At 39.3% G+C, this 15,576-nt stretch carries 18 protein-coding genes; 11 read left to right on the forward strand and 7 right to left on the reverse strand.

The genetic code is table 11. The features are described from left to right. Nucleotides 1–8: 8 nt before the first annotated feature. The 4 genes from LVD15_RS17105 (at nucleotide 9) to LVD15_RS17120 (ending at nucleotide 3,031) form a co-directional block, all read left to right on the forward strand. A complete protein-coding gene (locus LVD15_RS17105) occupies nucleotides 9–290 on the forward strand; it encodes a GNAT family N-acetyltransferase (RefSeq protein WP_233776439.1) in 282 nt (93 codons plus the stop codon). A gap of 72 nt (nucleotides 291–362) precedes the next feature. After that, nucleotides 363–971 (forward strand): superoxide dismutase family protein, encoded by a 609-nt coding sequence (locus LVD15_RS17110; RefSeq protein WP_233776440.1) that lies wholly within the window; start codon nucleotides 363–365, stop codon nucleotides 969–971. Nucleotides 972–1,071: 100 nt separating this feature from the next. Then, on the forward strand, nucleotides 1,072–2,241 hold the full coding sequence (locus LVD15_RS17115; RefSeq protein WP_233776441.1) for an aconitase family protein: 1,170 nt from the start codon (nucleotides 1,072–1,074) through the stop codon (nucleotides 2,239–2,241). 10 nt (nucleotides 2,242–2,251) lie between these two features. Then, nucleotides 2,252–3,031 carry a hypothetical protein gene (locus LVD15_RS17120; protein ID WP_233776442.1) on the forward strand — a complete coding sequence of 260 codons (780 nt, stop codon included), beginning with the start codon at nucleotides 2,252–2,254 and terminating at the stop codon, nucleotides 3,029–3,031. 58 nt (nucleotides 3,032–3,089) lie between these two features. Here the strand turns inward: LVD15_RS17120 and LVD15_RS17125 are convergent, their stop codons facing one another. Together LVD15_RS17125 and LVD15_RS17130 are read right to left on the reverse strand one after the other, a co-directional pair. After that, nucleotides 3,090–3,242: a hypothetical protein gene (locus tag LVD15_RS17125; RefSeq protein ID WP_233776443.1), complete on the reverse strand. Its 153-nt coding sequence runs from the start codon at nucleotides 3,240–3,242 to the stop codon at nucleotides 3,090–3,092. 94 nt (nucleotides 3,243–3,336) lie between these two features. After that, on the reverse strand, nucleotides 3,337–4,281 hold the full coding sequence (locus LVD15_RS17130; RefSeq protein WP_233776444.1) for a CHAD domain-containing protein: 945 nt from the start codon (nucleotides 4,279–4,281) through the stop codon (nucleotides 3,337–3,339). Between the two features lie 242 nt (nucleotides 4,282–4,523). Here LVD15_RS17130 and LVD15_RS17135 point away from each other — a divergent pair, with 242 nt between their 5' ends. From LVD15_RS17135 to LVD15_RS17145, 3 genes are read left to right on the forward strand one after another with little or no spacing between them, the layout of a single operon-like run. After that, nucleotides 4,524–5,165, forward strand: a complete 642-nt coding sequence (locus LVD15_RS17135) for a c-type cytochrome (protein WP_233776445.1) — start codon at nucleotides 4,524–4,526, stop codon at nucleotides 5,163–5,165. A gap of 19 nt (nucleotides 5,166–5,184) precedes the next feature. Further along, nucleotides 5,185–6,528 carry a Na+/H+ antiporter NhaA gene (gene nhaA, locus LVD15_RS17140; protein ID WP_233776446.1) on the forward strand — a complete coding sequence of 448 codons (1,344 nt, stop codon included), beginning with the start codon at nucleotides 5,185–5,187 and terminating at the stop codon, nucleotides 6,526–6,528. Then, nucleotides 6,528–7,505, forward strand: a complete 978-nt coding sequence (locus LVD15_RS17145; RefSeq protein WP_233776447.1) for a hypothetical protein — start codon at nucleotides 6,528–6,530, stop codon at nucleotides 7,503–7,505. The genes nhaA and LVD15_RS17145 overlap by 1 nt, the downstream gene beginning before the upstream one ends. A gap of 18 nt (nucleotides 7,506–7,523) precedes the next feature. Here the strand turns inward: LVD15_RS17145 and LVD15_RS17150 are convergent, their stop codons facing one another. Beyond that, on the reverse strand, nucleotides 7,524–8,414 hold the full coding sequence (locus tag LVD15_RS17150) for a mechanosensitive ion channel family protein (RefSeq protein ID WP_233776448.1): 891 nt from the start codon (nucleotides 8,412–8,414) through the stop codon (nucleotides 7,524–7,526). Between the two features lie 189 nt (nucleotides 8,415–8,603). Here LVD15_RS17150 and LVD15_RS27305 point away from each other — a divergent pair, with 189 nt between their 5' ends. Together LVD15_RS27305 and LVD15_RS17155 are read left to right on the forward strand one after the other, a co-directional pair. After that, nucleotides 8,604–8,801 carry a DUF202 domain-containing protein gene (locus LVD15_RS27305; protein ID WP_370687425.1) on the forward strand — a complete coding sequence of 66 codons (198 nt, stop codon included), beginning with the start codon at nucleotides 8,604–8,606 and terminating at the stop codon, nucleotides 8,799–8,801. 17 nt (nucleotides 8,802–8,818) lie between these two features. Then, nucleotides 8,819–10,594, forward strand: coding sequence for an SLC13 family permease (locus LVD15_RS17155; RefSeq protein WP_233776449.1), 1,776 nt, complete (start codon nucleotides 8,819–8,821; stop codon nucleotides 10,592–10,594). Here the strand turns inward: LVD15_RS17155 and LVD15_RS17160 are convergent. Then, the gene (locus LVD15_RS17160) at nucleotides 10,591–11,343 is read right to left on the reverse strand and encodes a 7-carboxy-7-deazaguanine synthase QueE (protein ID WP_233776450.1); all 753 of its coding nucleotides are present in this window, start codon (nucleotides 11,341–11,343) and stop codon (nucleotides 10,591–10,593) included. The genes LVD15_RS17155 and LVD15_RS17160 overlap by 4 nt on opposite strands. A gap of 84 nt (nucleotides 11,344–11,427) precedes the next feature. On the opposite strand from LVD15_RS17160, the gene LVD15_RS17165 reads away from it, so the two are divergent. Both LVD15_RS17165 and LVD15_RS17170 read left to right on the forward strand, forming a co-directional pair. Beyond that, the gene (locus LVD15_RS17165; protein WP_233776451.1) at nucleotides 11,428–12,660 is read left to right on the forward strand and encodes a putative DNA modification/repair radical SAM protein; all 1,233 of its coding nucleotides are present in this window, start codon (nucleotides 11,428–11,430) and stop codon (nucleotides 12,658–12,660) included. Nucleotides 12,661–12,662: 2 nt separating this feature from the next. Further along, complete coding sequence (locus tag LVD15_RS17170) at nucleotides 12,663–13,421, forward strand: TIGR03915 family putative DNA repair protein (RefSeq protein ID WP_233776452.1); 759 nt, start codon at nucleotides 12,663–12,665, stop codon at nucleotides 13,419–13,421. 18 nt (nucleotides 13,422–13,439) lie between these two features. On the opposite strand, the gene LVD15_RS17175 is transcribed toward LVD15_RS17170, so the two are convergent. The 3 genes from LVD15_RS17175 to LVD15_RS17185 all read right to left on the reverse strand — a co-directional run bounded on the left by LVD15_RS17175 (nucleotide 13,440) and on the right by LVD15_RS17185 (nucleotide 15,535). Next, on the reverse strand, nucleotides 13,440–13,727 hold the full coding sequence (locus LVD15_RS17175; RefSeq protein ID WP_233776453.1) for a hypothetical protein: 288 nt from the start codon (nucleotides 13,725–13,727) through the stop codon (nucleotides 13,440–13,442). A gap of 318 nt (nucleotides 13,728–14,045) precedes the next feature. Next, a complete protein-coding gene (locus LVD15_RS17180) occupies nucleotides 14,046–14,417 on the reverse strand; it encodes a four-helix bundle copper-binding protein (protein ID WP_233776454.1) in 372 nt (123 codons plus the stop codon). A 194-nt stretch (nucleotides 14,418–14,611) separates the two neighbouring features. Beyond that, entirely contained in the window at nucleotides 14,612–15,535 is a 924-nt protein-coding gene (locus LVD15_RS17185; RefSeq protein WP_233776455.1) for a cation diffusion facilitator family transporter, read from the reverse strand. Between the last annotated feature and the right edge of the window lie 41 nt (nucleotides 15,536–15,576).

Below are 15,576 nucleotides of genomic sequence, written 5' to 3' on the forward strand. Positions count from 1 at the left end.
AATCTGTTATGAATAATCTTAATGTTCAACACGATATTATCAATCACTTATTCTACATAAAAGTAAAGGGCGGTACTGCTGTGCTTAACTATGATCAGATAGATGAAAAACATCTTGATTATATATCTACGCACGTTCCTGAGGCATCTCAGGGGTTAGGTGTGGGCAAGCATTTGGTAGAGGCGGCCTTGGATTATGCTAAGGAAAGAGATATGATAGTAAAGCCTACATGTCCTTTTGTAAAGCACGTGATTGAACATTCTGATGCCTACGAACAAATAGTAGATTAACGTAGAAGTTTCTCTACTATATGTGAAATTACATACCAGATAATTTAAATTGTTTAACCAACCAAACTAGCTATGAAAATTACAAAATATGCATTTGCAATTCTTTTAGGATCTGCTGTTTTTGTATCATGCGGGCCTTCCAAAAGTGGAGAAGAGGCTAACGATGATGACTCTACTGATGTAGCAGAAGAAAGCACATCAACCTCGGCACCAGAAAAGGTAATGATGCAAGCTAAAGCAGTAATAAACCCTGCCAGCGATAGTAAATTGAATGGTGAAGCCACCTTTACTGATCTGGGTGAAGGCCTTGTAACTTTCAAACTTACGGTTAACCATGCAGTACCCGGAGAGCATGCAGTACATTTACACGAGAAGGGAGACTGTAGTGCGGCAGATGCTAAATCAGCTGGTGGCCACTGGAACCCTACTGATGTAAAGCATGGAAATAGACCAGTAGATATGCAGTTTCATGCTGGTGATATAGATAATATGGAAGTAGGAGAGGATAGTACAGGAGTACTTACTATGACTATTACCGGCTGGACTATTGGCGGTGCTGACAGTACCAACATAGTAGGCAAAGCACTTATCATACATGGTGGAGCTGATGATTTCGAATCTCAGCCTTCAGGAGCTGCTGGTAAAAGGGTAGCATGCGGAGTTATCGAAAAAGTGATGTAGCAAAAAAATATATAAAACCTTATATTAATGGAGCAGGCTGAAAACAATTTTTCAGCCTGTTTGCTTTTATAGTAGTAATGAATCTAAACTACTATAAATTATGGACCAACCTCTTAGCGCAGCGCAGAAGCTGATAAAATCCCACCTTTTGAGCGGTGAAATGACTCCCGGTCAGGAAATAGGCTTAAGAATAGATCACGTACTTCAGCAGGATGCAACTGGCACCCTGGTTATGCTGGAGCTGGAGGCCATAGGCTTAGGAGATACTCAGGCCGAAGTGGCCGTGCAGTATGTAGATCATAACCTGTTACAAACTGACTTTAAAAATGCCGATGACCACCTCTTTCTTCAATCGGCAGCTAAAAAATTTGGCTATTGGTACAGCAGGCCTGGCAATGGAATAAGCCATGCAGTGCATATGGAGCGCTTTGGCGTGCCTGGCAAGAGCCTTCTGGGTTCTGATAGCCATACTTGCGCCGGTGGAGGCCTGGGAATGCTGGCCATAGGTACTGGTGGGTTAGACGTAGCCCTGGCAGCAGCAGGCAAACCCTATTATGTGAAGATGCCAAAGATCATGGGCATAAAGCTTACGGGTAGCTTACCTGAATGGGTAAGTGCTAAAGATGTGGTGCTGGAAATGCTCAGGCGTTATGATGTAAAAGGAGGACGAAATTTTATACTTGAATATTATGGACCAGGCGTGAAAGAACTCAGTGCCTGGGATAGGCATGTGATAGCCAACATGGGTACTGAGCTGGGAGCCACTGCCACGGTATTTCCTTCAGACGAAAGAACTAAATTCTTTATGGAATCAGAGGGTAGAGGCGATGAATGGCAAGAACTCAAGGCGGATGAAGGTGCTACTTATGATGCTGATGAAGAAATTAACCTTTCAGAATTAGTGCCTTTAATAGCTTGCCCAAGTAGCCCTGGTAAAGTAGTGCCAGTGAGTGAAGTGGCTGGTAAGCCAGTATCTCAGGTAGTAATAGGTAGCTCAGCTAATCCTGGCCTGCGTGATTTTTGGGTAGTGAGTGAAATTATTAAAGATAAAGAAGTTAACCCTGAGCTTTCTTTAGATATCAATCCATCTACCAGACAAGTGATTCAAAACCTGACAGCCAAAGGCTCATTGGCTAACCTGGTGCAGTCAGGAGCAAGATTTCACCAGACCGGTTGTATGGGCTGTATAGGTATGGGGCAGGCGCCTGCATCGGGTAAAATCAGCTTGCGGACTATGCCTAGAAATTTCCCCCGGCCGTTCCGGTACTGATGATGATCAGGTGTACCTTTGTAGTCCTGAAACAGCCGCCGCCGCCGCACTTACTGGCAAGATAACTGACCCGCGTGATTTGGCGCAGGAGTATTCTATGAAGTACCCTAAATACCAGGAGCCGAAAGAGGTTATAGTGAATACCCAAATGCTTATATCTCCTGCTAAAGAAGGAGAAGAAGTGGAACTGACTAAAGGCCCTAATATAAAATCAATTCCAGAGTTTCCTGGCTTGGAAGGAGAAGTACGTGTGCCTGTAATTCTTAAAATGGGTGATAATATTTCTACTGATGAGATATTAAAAGCAGGTATTGAAGTATTACCTCTCAGAAGTAATATTCCAGAGATTAGTAAATATGCCTATCATGTAGTGGATAAGCAGTTTCATGAAAAGTCTATTAAGGCTAAAGAAGAATTTGAAGGACATATTGTGATAGGTGGAGAAAATTATGCTCAGGGCTCTAGCAGAGAACATGCGGCTCTTGCTCCCAGGTTTTTAGGGCAGAAGGCGGTTATAGCTAAAAGCTATGCTAGAATAGGCTGGCAAAACCTGATTAACTTTGGTATAGTGCCTTTCGAATTTAAAAATCCTGATGATTATGAGGGTATAGAGGAGAATGATGTGATAGTAATAGAAGGGTTGAGAGAGGCTATTAAAAACAACAAGCCGGTTGTAGCCAAAAATGAGACTAAAAACAAAGAAATAGAACTGACTTATAATATCAGTTCCAGACAGCAAGAGGTGTTGTTAATGGGGGGAGTAATTAATTTCCTAAAGAGTAATTTATAATTAATAGCACTTCTTTTACTCATTGAAATTAAAAGTCCAAATAAGAGATTATAATCTCTTACTTGGACTGTTTTAATGCTACTTTTCTGGCAGCTATTTCCATTTTCATATAACTTAAAACCTTATCTACTCTTTCTTCAATCTCTTTTGTAGAGAAATACTTAGAGGTTTGAGGTATTTTTTTGAAGTGATTTCTAATGTCGATTATCATAGTCTTAGCATTTTAAAGTTATCTCTATTTAATTCTACTATTATATAAACGAAAATCATACCATTAGAGTGCGGTGATTTTCATGAAATTCATATTAATGAATTAAAACCGCTTGTTTGAGCAGACTATCCTTTTTCTTCCGCTTTTGATGCAGGTTCCAGGCATTTTCAAGAAATTCTATAAAATGATTGCTATGAAAACTGTAGAATTTTTTACCCTTCAATATGGCGTATTCCTGCAACTGTTGTCTTTGGTGTTCTATAAGTGCTATTAAAATACTTTTTTCTGTATTGCTCTTAAATTGAACATCTGAGTTATTAATTTTTTCTGTAAGCACGTATAGATCATGGTCAGTTCCCAAATAGTCTGAAATGGTGTGCAGCTCCTTTGCCAGTGCTTTCATGGGCTTGGGCCATATCCTCCTGAGAATTTCCATTTCATACCTGAGGTATTTAGATCTTTTTCTCCATTCATGAAAATCCTGTGGCGATTTACTTTCTATTGACTTGGCCAATCCTTCTTTACCTCGTTTATAAACGCGTCTTAGGTTAGGAGCCAGATCAGCAAAAGATTCAATTTCAGGAATCCAATCTTCGGAAGCTTTAAGCTGATCATGTAGCGTACTTTTAATGGTGCCGAGGCGGTCTTCTATATCGAGCTGCTTTTTTGTGGCTTGCCTTCTATAGTATTGAAGAGAATCCAGCGGTTGCTCAAAGGCATTGGGCTCCAGTTCCTTGGCATGTTTTGTCCTCAATTCTTGAAGTACTTCAATAATAGAAGTAGAATCACGCAAGTCAGAGACCTGGCGTCCAAGGTCACGATAGAGTGTATTTTGCTTTTTGTACTCTTGCTTCCCTGTTTTTTCCCTTATTAGTCGGAGTATGGCTCTGATTTTTTTGAAAGATTTTCGTGAGCTGTGTATCACGTCATGCCTGGTGTCAGGCGTCATTTTCTCAATAGCCTCGTAAGACGTAGTCAGCTCTTGATTGATGAGGTGTTTTATCCCCACTGTGAAATCTTCAGTATCCGAAATCTTCAAGCTCATATATGTTTTTTTCAGTGATGTTAATTACTATCATGTTCAAATAGTAAACCAGTTGTTAATTGATGTTGGGAGGCTTTATTCAGAATTTTATGGGTAAGCATATACACGTAAAGTGTACTATTATTCACACCTTAAATATGTGATGAGCGACCAATATTGCCTCTGAGTGACATGCGTGAGATGGCATAAAATTTATTCATAATGCTTATTAAATGAATAACTAAACTGAAGAGGAGATGAACCGGATAGCTATATTGATATTAACATTATTGGCTTTTAATATAAATCTACAAGCACAAAAGTCAGAAGTGCCAGAAACTATAAACTATTACAAAGCACAGACTGATGCTACCATACCTACAGATAAAGAAGCTGTAGTACATGGGCAAAAGCTTTTTAGCGATCAGTGTGCCGAATGCCATGAATTTAGTAGGCAGAAAACAGGTCCGTCATTAAGTAGTGTTACCGATAGAAGGCCACTACCTTGGCTTTTTGATTTTATAGAAAGTTCACAAACTGTGATAGGCCAGGGAGATGAATACGCGCAGTTCTTGTATAAAAGTTATAATAATACGGTAATGCCTGACTTCAGGTACTTATCAGAAGAAGATATTCTGGACATTTTGGCTTATATAAAAAATGAGTCCTCGGCACCTAATCGTGTATCTGGAGTGAATAGCGGAGCCGCTGGAGGAGCAGAAATTGAAAAACATGAGGCCAATTTAAATCAGGAGCCAACTGAGCAAGAGATAGAGGAAAGTAAAAGCTATACGTCAAAATTAAGCGGATTTAAAATAGGTATTATGGTGGTGGTGCTACTCACAGTGGCAGCCGGCTTATACTTGATGTTCTCTATCTGGAAAAAGACCTCTAACTAAAAATAACTAAGGATATAATATGAAAGAACATGTGGGTACTACCCCTGTGGATTATGTGAAATCTACGGCTAAAAATTTTGCTGATAGAGAAACCGTAGGAGGGCTTTTGCTAATACTCGCTACGCTAGTGGCCGTGGCGATTATGAATAGTTCATGGGCGGAAGCTTACGAACATTTTTGGGAAGAAAAATATGTAATAGCCAGTCAGGAATTTGGCATCAATAGATCACTGCATCATTGGATTAATGACGGACTTATGGTGATCTTTTTCTTTGTAGTAGGGCTTGAGTTGAAACGGGAGTTTTTAGTAGGGGAGCTGGCAGATTTAAAGAATGCTACCGTGCCGGTAATGGCAGCCTTAGGTGGAATGGCTGTACCTGCTTTAATTTATGTGTTTTTTAATGCTGGCGGTGAGCATAGTAACGGCTGGGGTGTGCCTATGGCTACTGACATAGCCTATACATTAGGAATTATTGCTCTACTAGGTAAGCGGGTGCCTCCGGCGCTGAAGATTTTCCTTACCGCTTTGGCTATTGTAGATGATATTGGGGCTATACTGGTAATCGCTCTTTTTTATAGTTCTGATATATCATGGATAAGCCTGGGTATAGGTGGTGGAGTAATGGTGGTGCTTTTTGCGCTTAACTATTTAGGAGTTAGAAATATAGCTATCTACCTTATTTTAGGAGTGGTGCTTTGGGTAGCATTTCTCATGAGTGGTGTGCATGCTACCATAGCAGGGGTGCTGCTGGCGTTGGCCATACCAGTAAAAGTGAAGATGGGCACTAAGACTTTTAAAAAGAAAACTGAGGAGAAGCTTGATGAGCTTACGAATACTGACCTGGATCATAAAAGTGCCCTTAAAGATAAAAAACAACTAGATATAGTTCATGAGATCAGAGATTACACCATTGCTACCCGCTCGCCGTTGCTGCGTTTAGAGAATAGTCTGAGTGGTTTTAATGCCTTTTTTATTATACCATTGTTTGCCTTGTCTAATGCCGGGGTGGCTTTTGAGCCGGGCTGGACAGATGTATTTACCAGTGATACCGGTCATGGTATTATGATTGGTTTGGTGCTAGGTAAATTAGTTGGAGTATTCTTTTTCTCCTGGCTGGCGATAAAGCTAGGCTTAGGTCAATTGCCTAAAGGATCTAACTGGGGCGCCTTGGCTGGTACAGCTATGCTGGCTGGTATTGGGTTTACTATGTCTTTATTTATTACCAACCTGGCGTTTGAAGATGGTGAGGTTATAGATGTGGCTAAGATATCAATTCTCATTGCTTCATTTCTGGCGGCCATATTAGGACTTATCATATTATCACTATCTCTTAAAAAGAATAAGAACGAGGAAAACGTATAATGAAAAAACTTTTATTAATGGCTCTGCTGGCATGTTCACTCATTGCCAGAGGGCAAGAGCCTATTATTTCTGATACTACCGAGCAGGAGGAAGAAACCGTATTTTTACCACTAATCTATGCCGATAGAAAGCTTACCTATCTTACCTTTTTTCAAGGGTTAGGTAACTTAGATCCATTAATTACAGAAGCCAGGTTTTCTGGTAGCTATTTTTTAAAGAAAAGTGCTAGAAACTGGGCATTGGAGCTTAACCTCAATCTTACCTTAAGAATTCATGATGATTATTCGTTTCCCATTTATACGCCTTCTTATAACCCTGTGTTTACCTATTATAGAGAAATGCCTAAGTGGGATAACTCGTTCCTGAGTAAGGTGCTTTTTGATCATGCTTATTGGGAGGTCTCCGCAGGGCACCATTCTAATGGGCAAAACGATCCTTTTTATAAAGAAGATAGCCTTGGTAATGCTACTGATCAGATAGACTTGAAGGCGGGTAATTTTTCAGTAGAATATTTGGAAGCAGGTATTTCTACGTTTAAAAATCGTAAAAGAGATGATATTGATTTTATAAGCAACTTAAAATTAGCTTTTAGGTTTTATCCTACTAAGTGGTATTTGCCAGAAATCAATGAGCTATATGGTGTTTATCGCCTTTTTGGTACGTATAACATTTACAGAATACCTTTTGGTAAGCGTAAAGATAATTTCTTCTCCCGATCCCGTTTCAGGATGCATGCCGGCTGGATTTTCGGTAATATGGGTGGCAACTCACCGGCAGATATCTCCAAAAGGTTGATTACAGAGGTAACTTATTTCTACTATCCTGAGTGGTTGGCTGAAGTGTCATTTTTTGCCAAATACTACCACGGGCAAGATTATTATAATGTGAATTTTAGACACACGCTGGATGTTTTTCAGATCGGTATAGCTTCTAACCCACTTAACTTTAAGGATTTTAGCAGATACCTGAAAAAGTAAAATATATAGGAGAAAGGCTTATCCTTTGTTCATTACCTCAGAGAGCTTTTCTCCTCCTTTTATACCAAAATCTAATGTCCTGATAGGGAACGGTATGGTAATATCATTTTGATCAAAGGCCTTTTTAAGATTTTTGATGCCTTCACTCTGAGCTTTTAAATAGTCCGGTTGCCTACGGAAGTCTACCCAATACCTGATCACAAAATTGATGGAGCTGTCACCAAATTCTTTATAGAAAAACTCCACATCTCTACCTACTTGTAAGAATGTTATTTTTTTAATGGCTTCTATACTTATGCGCTCCACTTTGTCCAGGTCATCACCGTAAGATATACCACAACTTAAATCAACCCTTCGCTGTCCGTTGATAGTGTAGTGCCTGTATAGGTTTTGAAATATAAGGCGATTGGGAATTACCACATCCTGCCCTTGAGGATCATATATGGTGGTGGCTCGCAGGCCAATGCTTTTAACTGTGCCAAAGATATCATTAGACTCAATAATATCACCTACGTTAATAGGGCTCTGTACTGCCATAATCACTCCTGATATCAGATTAGCGGCGGCATCCTGAAATGCGAAACCCAAAGCTAAGCCTATCACTCCTATACCCGCTAGCATGGAAGTGACCGTTTTATCCAGCTTAAGCACACCTAAGGCAACGGTAAAACCAATCATTACTATTAAAAAGGAAGTAATAGATAAAATGAGCTTTACCACTGACTCATTTTGCATCAATCTATGCAGGATTTTCCTAAGCAGGCGATCAATTAGTTTTGATAATAAATAAAATGAGACTACTACCAAAATGGCTATAACCAAGTTCGGTAGCATAATGATTAGCTGGTCTAACCAACCTTCCAGTTTACTTACTACTATTTTAGATGCGTCAGAAATCTGAGTGAACATATAGGCGTTTATATAGGTTATTAAGTTGAATGAAGTATAATAAAATAATTTAACAGCAAATTTTCAACAGAGTTTGATTAAATGTGATTCTCGAAGAGCAATTTTTCACGAATCATAAAGTCAGATTAGGTTGTTACCTTTAAAAAGATGAGGGATCACAGGCATTATTTTGCACGCATAAGGACTCAAATGGCCAATGAGAGAACGCTGATGTCATACTATCGGGCAGCTCTGGCTTTGTTAGGGATAAGTGCCTTTATTTTTAAATTTTATGTGTCAGTACTATTTACAGTGCTTTCCCTATTGTTTTTACTAGCCGGTGTAGGGCTTGCTATTTATGGTACTTTGCGTTATTTCAAATTTCAGAAAAAGTTACTACGTAAATAGTGGGTATAGAAATTATTATGCTATTTGTTATCCTGGGGATAGCATTAGTATTGTTTGTCACAGGTTGGGTGGCGGTAGACGTTACCTCTATGCTGGTGATGGTGGTACTTATGGTTACGGGTATACTCACGCTAGAGGAGGGCACCGCTGGCTTTAGTAATAGTGCTACGCTTACTGTACTGGCACTTCTAATTCTCAGCGAAGGGCTTAAAAATACTGGAGCGGTAGATGCTCTGGGCTATAGAATAATAAAGATTACCGGTAATAAAGAGTGGTGGGCGCTGGTGGTATTAATGGTTACTGCAGCGGTGGCTTCGGCCTTTATTAATACTACTGCCGTGGTAGCCGTGTTCATACCTGTGGCCTATAAAATTGCTAAAAGCTCTAATCTCAATATCGGTCTGCTGCTAATGCCGTTGTCTTTTGCGGCCATGGTAGGTGGAGCTTCTACCATGATAGGTACTTCTACTAACCTTCTGATTAATTCTATAAGTCAGGGCTATGGCATTGAGAGGTTTCGCCTTTTTGACCTGACCTTATTAGGAGCTATTTTATTTGTAGTACTGTTAGTGTATATGCTCTTTGTAGGCAGGTTTATGCTTAAGAGAAAAAGGGAGAAAATGGAGCTGATGGATGGTGAGGTAGAAGTGAAAAATTATCTCACTGAAGTAGAAATTGTTTCCGGTTCAGCCCTCATAGGTAAGCCGTTAATGAATACACTAAAATTATCAGATGCAGAAAATTTTAATATACTCAGAATCATCAGGGAAAATGCCACTTTACCCACTCTGCAAGTAGATAAAATAAAAGAAGGAGATATTTTAGTTATAAAAACTAACATTCATGAGATTTTGAGGTTAGATAAAGACAAGGATCTTGTAATCAGGAGTCATGAACGCTTAGAAGGAGAGAAGAAGGGCAAGCGTACGTTGTTATTTGAAGCGCTGATAACTCCAAATTCTAATTTGCTGGATCAGAAGATTAAGGATATAAGTTTCTTAAGATATTATAACGCTGTACCGCTGGCGGTGCGTAAAAGCGGTTTTATTGGTCATCAGAAAATGATGGATCATAAGCTCAGTGCAGGAGATATATTGCTGATGGAGGGAGCTATAGATTATGAAGATAGCTTGTATTCTCGACAAGATTGGGTGACTATACAGCGCATGGCGCGCAAAAGTCTTGAAAAGCATCTGTATCGGAGGGATAAGTTGGTGATGTCAGTTTTCATACTGTTCGGTGTAATATTGTTAGCGGTCAGCAATATTCTGCCTATCTTAATCAGTGCCTGGTTAGGGGTTATTGTTATGGTTTTTACCAGATGCATCTCTTTTAAAAAGGCCTATGAAAATGTAGAATGGAAAGTATTCTTTCTGTTAGCCGGTCTTATTCCTCTTGGTACAGCCATGTCTAAAACAGGTGCTGATCAGCTGGTCGCAGATTTTATTACTCATTTGGCGTGGGGTACTCACCCTCGCTTTGTTATTTCGGTGCTTTTCTTATTCACAGTGCTTTTTACTGGTATAGTGTCTAATCAGGCCACTGCCGTGCTGTTGGTGCCAATAGCCATTAAGGTAGCAGCGAGTGTATCCATGGCGCCAGAGCCACTGATAATAGCTATTCTTTTTGGTGCTAATACCAGTTTTCTCACTCCCGTAGGCTATCAGACTAATGCCATGATATATGGGCCGGGTAACTATCGGTTTTCTGACTTTGTGAAAGTAGGAGGTATTTTATGCCTGCTTTTTTGGGGAGTAGTGACCTTTCTGGTGCCTATATTTTATGGAACTTAAACGCCGCGTTTATTGCCATAAATATGTATGTGCAGTCTGTCAGTATAGTTAGTGCCCAGGGTTTTACATTCTTCTATGAGCCATTGTTGCTTGGCATTGAGCTTTTCTCTGGTGGTGCCTTCAGGCATTAAATATACTTTTTGCGAATTGATACTGTAATCAGAAATCAATCTTTTTACCTCATCTAAATCTTCATCTGTAGCTATTACAAATTTGAAAACGGCCTTTTCGTTCTTACTGAAGAAACGGTATGCTTCTTCTTTTTCTCTTATTTTCTGAGGGTTATTTGAATTTGAAAGCTTGGGAGAAACATTATATTGATTGATAAACGCATCAAATTTAGCATTTGGTATTATGGTGCCATTGGTTTCAGTTTCAAACCAGTAACCAGAATCTAGTTTTCGTAAGGCAGCCATGAGTTCACTCAGCTCGGTTTGCTGTAGTAGGGGTTCTCCGCCAGTAAGTACCAGATTTTTGCAGGGTATGTCTTTTAGGATAGAAATTATATCTGTCAGCTCAAGTTCCTCTATGTATTCTGATTTTTTATACTTTTTATAGCCCGGTAAACTATCATAGTCATGGGTGAAGGGTGTGCCTTCCCAGTTCCAGGTGTAATCAGTATCGCACCAGCGGCAATGTAGGTTACAAAGCGAAGTCCTCACGAAAATACTCGGCTTCCCTATATTCTTTCCTTCTCCCTGTATGCTGTGGAATATCTCTGCTTTTCCGTTGAGTTTGGCCAGTTTCATAGCTGCAAAGCTAACTGTTATTCTAATAAAAACCTTCGTTAAATTATGTAGTAAATACTAAAATAGTTAGTAATTTTGATTCTGATGAAACTCTCTACTAACGAAAAACTACAAATATTGGCTGATGCGGCTAAGTATGACGTCAGTTGTGCTTCCAGCGGTAGTAATAGAAAAAACACAGCCAATGGCCTGGGCAATACCTCTAAGATGGGTATTTGTCATAGCTATACTGAAGATGGTCGGTGTATTTCCTTATTAAAGCTCTTGCTTACCAATTATTGTATTTATGACTGCGCGTATTGTGTAAGCCGTAAAAGTAATGATGTGCCCAGAGCCGCTTTTACAGTGAAGGAGGTGGTAGATCTGACTATTAACTTTTATAAGCGAAATTATATAGAAGGACTGTTTCTTAGTTCAGGCATTTTCAAAAATGCTGACTACACTAATGAAAGGCTAATTAGAATAGCAAAATCATTAAGAACGGAGCATCATTTCAATGGCTATATTCATCTTAAAATTATCCCTGGTTGTAGTGAAGAGGTGATGGAGGAGGCCGGACTGTATGCTGACCGACTGAGTGTTAATCTGGAGATACCTACCGAAAGGTCATTAAAGAAGATTGCTCCGGAGAAGAATCATACTTCGGTGTACACTCCTATGAATTACCTTACGGGAAGAATAAGCCTTTATAATGACGAAAAAAGGAGGTTTAAGAACGCTCCTAAGTTTGCTCCCGGAGGCCAGAGCACACAGCTTGTGGTGGGGGCGAGTCCAGAAAGTGATTTTGATATTTTACACTTAGCAAATAATCTTTATTCAGATCAGAAACTGAGAAGGGTGTACTATTCAGGCTATATTCCTATAAGTGATGATAATCGCCTGCCTGCCCTAAAAGCTCCGCCCTTGATAAGGGAAAACAGGCTCTACCAGGCAGACTGGCTGCTAAGGTACTATGGCTTTACAGTTGATGAAATTGTGAATGAACAGCATCAGCAGCTCGACTTAACTATGGATCCTAAAATGATGTTTGCTCTGAGGAATATGCACCTTTTTCCGGTAAATGTAAATACGGCAGAACGTGAAATGCTGCTCAGGATACCAGGCGTGGGAGTGAAGTCTGTTAATATGATTATAAAGGCCAGAAAGTTCAGGCGGTTGGGCTATGAGCATTTAAAAAAGATAGGCGTGGCCATGAACAGGGCTCAATATTTCATTGAAGTCTCAGGTAGGCCTTTGGGTATGGTTTCAAGTGATCCTGATAAGATTAAAATGGCTCTGGCTGCTCGTGAAAAGAGAAATCAATTAACCCTTTTTTGAGCATGATCTATATCCATGACAATACTTTTGACGGGTTTTTGACCTCCATTTTTGAGATCTATGACCTTAAAATACTACCTGACGATATTTGTGGTGAGAAAAATCTTCAACCAAGTTTGTTTGCTGATAAAAGGAAAGTGACTACCGATGCTGACAAGTCTAGAAGGGTGCTTGCAGGCTTAAAAAAGAAGCTATCAGCACATGGTGTTAATAGCATTTATAAATGTTGGCTTTCGGAGCAGAAGGGTATAGAAATGGTTCTTTTTAGATATATATCCTACGCCTTAAAATCTCAAAGAAATATTGAAAGTGACTTTTCAAATAATGATGTTTTGGAAGTCTCTCAGGTTGTGAAAAAGATAAACCGAGAAATACACCGAATGCATGCTTTTGTAAGGTTTCAAAAGACTAGTGATGAGGTGTATGCCGCTACAATAGTTCCTGATTTTGATGTGGTAACGCTGCTAGCACCGCATTTTAAGGAGCGATACCGAAATCAGCATTGGCTCATTTATGATACTAAAAGACAATATGGTATTTATTATGATCAACAGGAGGTGATAGAGGTAAAGCTGGAAGATGCTCAGTGGGAGGGACGTAACAAAGTACGCAGGTCAGTGCTTGCTGAAGAGGAAAAGGAATTTGAATTATTATGGAAGAGCTACTTTAAGGCCACCTCAATAGTAGAAAGAACCAACCTAAAGCTTCATTTAAAGCACGTACCCAGACGTTATTGGCGCTATCTGCCAGAGAAAGCATAGCTCTTCCATAAATTATGATTAATGGTTAAAATGAGAATAGTTGTGGCTATTCACACTTTCGCCTTTGGTTAACTGTTGTATTACTTCTTCTAATTTTTCTTCTGTGAATATCAGCTCATTGTTCTTTTTGGCTATGATTTCACAAATGCTCAATACACAATTTTTCTCTTCCTGGCTCACATCATCTACATCTTCAGTATAAAGAACCAATGAGGTCAACTTAGACCTAAGGTCAAGTGATTGGTTTTTGAGCTTCCTCGCATAGTCCATAATTTGCTGAAAGGCTTCTTCTTTCTGTTTATTCATAGCGTTTTTATTTGGTTAAAACATTTTTAAAAATGAGTAGTATTTCTAAAAAGGCTTTTTTTGATCAGCTTACCCTGCATAAACAGAGGGCTATATCAATATACTAAATCCAAACATGCAAATGGGGGTGAAAGTTGAGAAAAAGGGGCAACTATTTTCAAAAAAAATACAGTAATGATCAATATTTTGCGTAGATCCGATTATAAGGGGTCACTAAAAAGTGATTCCCCTTTATAATCGAAACTGTAAAAGTCATAAATGTGGTTATTAGGCTATATGACCTCTAATGAAAGGTATAGGTTAATAGATGAATTCGGTTCAGGCGGTCATTAATGGAGTAGAAGAAAGTGGTGAAAGGAAATAGTGGTCTGGGTGTAGCTCTTCTTCAAGGAAAAGCTGGCAGGCCTTAACACTTTTTAAACAAACATTTTTAGTATCGTTGACTTCCTTCCCGTTGTATTTATCACATTTTTTAGCTAGGTCAGTACATATTTGACTGAACTGTTTTATTAACGTTCTTGGTGTTTTGTTTTCAGACAGCTTCATGTTTAACATCATGCCGGCATCTGCACAATCTATAGCCATACCCAGGCAGTCCATGTATTCACATTGGTTAGAACTAAGGGTAGCTAGGGTTTCACTTGCACTTACGGTTTCATTTATCGTGAATAGTAATTCAGATTTTTCCATAGTCGTGGTTGTTAGGTTTCAACACTCCTCTGAAATTATTGTGCCAAATGTAAGATTTGTCGGTAAAATGACTTAAACTGATGCTTAAGCGTTGAGAGATACTTTAAAAGTGGGGAAAAATTACACGAATAGTGGAATTATAAAATCCTTTTAGCAGCCACTTTTAAAGTCTATTTGGGTGGTTTTTAAAGATTCTAAGTTTTAATTGTAAGTGGTAGACCGTTTTCTTTAGCCGGTTCTACATGTATCATTGTTTCTAAAACTTGAGGTAAATCATGTTGAACGGTATCTTTTACATCATGGGCAATTCTGTGCCCATCTTCCACACTTATAGTAGAGTTTACCCAGATGTGGAGGTCTACATGATACATTAAACCCATCTTTCTAAGGTTACATTTTTCAACTTTAATTACCCCTTGAACACCTTCTGTAATATTTATAATCTTTTCATTAAGCTCCGGATCCATAGATTCATCTAATAATTCTCCTATGGCCGGCCTAATGATGTGGTATACATTAATGAGTATAAATACCGCTGCAAATAGTGCTGCCAGGTCATCTGCTTTTTCATATCCTTTACCGCCAATAATGGCAATAGAAATACCTATAAATGCTGCGGCAGAAGTAATAGCATCACTCCGGTGGTGAAAAGCATCCGCCTTTACAGCGCCGCTTTCTATTTCATCACCCGTTTTTAGTACGAACCGATATAGCAATTCCTTAGTAATAATGACCACTATTAAAATCACTAAGGTATAAGGAGCAGGTGTTTTATGCGGCTCAATAATGTGATGTATACTGTCTTTTACAATCAGATAGGCAGCAAATGTAAGTGCTATGCCTATGCCTACAGAAATCAGTGCTTCAGCCTTGCCGTGTCCGTAAGGGTGGTTTTCGTCTGGTGGTTTAGCAGACCACTTTAAGCCAACCCACATCATGGCGGACGTAAATACATCGGTGGCCGATTCTATGGCATCTGCTATTAATGCATAAGAATTACCCAGAATGCCACCAAGTGCTTTAATAATGGCTAAAAAAGCACTGATGATAATACCAATAAGTGTGGTTTTCAGGGCTTTTTTATTTTTAAGCTCTCCCTGATGATCCCTCTTTGCCATTGTTGTCTCTATTAGTTATTCTGTAGCAGAATAAACTCTCA

The organism is Fulvivirga maritima (genome assembly GCF_021389955.1).
GTDB lineage: Bacteria > Bacteroidota > Bacteroidia > Cytophagales > Cyclobacteriaceae > Fulvivirga > Fulvivirga maritima.